2 protein-coding genes and 1 pseudogene are annotated in these 1,667 nt (G+C 43.9%); all 3 read right to left on the minus strand.

All coding sequences use genetic code 11. The features are described from left to right. The coding region (locus F6J99_RS44810; protein WP_293123849.1) for a hypothetical protein at positions 1-186 on the minus strand (186 nt) is incomplete at its 3' end. Between the two features lie 292 nt (positions 187-478). Next, on the minus strand, positions 479-1,027 hold the full coding sequence (locus F6J99_RS44815; protein WP_293123852.1) for a hypothetical protein: 549 nt from the start codon (positions 1,025-1,027) through the stop codon (positions 479-481). A 303-nt stretch (positions 1,028-1,330) separates the two neighbouring features. Next, positions 1,331-1,667 (minus strand): annotated as a pseudogene (locus tag F6J99_RS44820) (hypothetical protein); the annotation flags it as partial.

Consider the following 1,667-nt stretch of genomic DNA (forward strand, 5'->3'; position numbering starts at 1 on the left):
TGTGTCAATGGTCACGATTCCATCAGCGGCAGCTGTCCAAGACCACCAAGCAGAATTTAACTGGCTGCTAATGCCTGCATGATTCGGCTCACCTGGCTCTCCAGTGAAAACGAGGTTAGTGCCTGTGGTACTAACTGATGTACCGTTTAACAATACCCGGTCAGCAAAGTTATCATTAGAAACCATTGATTTTTGCTCCGTAATTAATGAATCGTTAGCTCCTATGTAACCCACATCTGGGTTGTGTCTGAAGTTGTATCTGAAAACTGCTGTAGTTTTCAGCCTCTGATGATTACTTAACTTAAATGTTCCCTTTTTCTACAAAAGGGCAAACTTTTATAGTATTCCTTAACAAAAACCCTGAGCAGACCAACCCTGATCAAAAATGCGCCTGAGTTAAATCAGACGCACTATGCTCATAAAATCATGATTTTATGCTCCACCAAGCTTTGGTTTACCGGAGCGTTACAGAAAAACCCTAGACAAACACCATGTCGAAATTATCCTTGAGAGTGCTAGCTTGAGTCCAACGCACCACAGCCAGGAGGTCTCCGCCGCCAAAGATTTCAGCACCATTAGCACCATCAACTATGGTCACGTGATCAGATTTGGCAACATCAAAGGTAGTTTGACCAAGCTGGAAGTTGTTGACGGTATCAAATCCATCCCCGGTGTTGAGGACAATTCGATCCTTACCACCCCCTAACCACAGGGTGTCGTTACCACTGCCACTATTAATGAAATCATTGCCAGAACCAGAATAGATGACGTCATTACCAGAACCACCATAGATTACATTATCACCCTGACTAGCGAATATAGTATCGTTACCGGTACCACCGATAATCCCATCTGGCTGTGAACCCCCCTCGATCCGGTCATTACCATCACCTCCGACAAGGAAATTTATTCCCTCACGACCAAAGATCATGTCATCACCAGCCAAACCATCAATCAGATCGTTTGCGCCAGTGCCTGACAGGGTATCGTTGCCTTCTGTTCCCGTGATTTTATTGAAAAAATCCATTGATGTTTGCTCCGTAATTAATGAATTGTTAGCTTTGAGGTAACCCAAACCTCGGTTGTATCTGAGGTGGTGTCTGAGGCTGTATCTAAAAACTGGTGTGTTTTTCAGCCTCCAATGGTTAATCAAACTAAATTTTCCCTTTTTCTACAAAAGGCCAGATTTTTGTAATATTTCTTAATAAAAGCCCTGGCAGAGCAACCCTGATCAAAAATGCGCCTGAGTTAACTCAGACGCACTATGCTAATCAAGTAATGATTTTATGGTCCCGCAAGCTTGGTTCCACCGCAGCCTTGCAGAAAAACCCTAGACAAACACCATGTCGAAATTGTCGTTGAGAGTGCTAGCCTGAGTCCAACTCACCACACCCAGAAGCTCTCCGTTGCGGGAGATTTCAGCACCCTTAGCACCATCAACAATGCTGATCTGACTAGTATCGCCAACATGTAAGGTAGTTTGACCAAGCTGGAAGTTATTAATAGTATCAAAACCATCACTGTTTACGAGGATAATTAGATCCTTACCACCTCCTAGCCAAATGGTGTCGTTACCACTGCCACTATTAATGTAATCATCCCCAGAGCCAGAATAGAGCACGTCATCACCAGACATACCAATGACTGCATTATTACCTTCACTGCCA

The sequence above is a fragment of the Moorena sp. SIO4G3 genome (genome assembly GCF_010692305.1).
GTDB classification, from domain to species: Bacteria; Cyanobacteriota; Cyanobacteriia; order Cyanobacteriales; family Coleofasciculaceae; genus Moorena; species Moorena producens_A.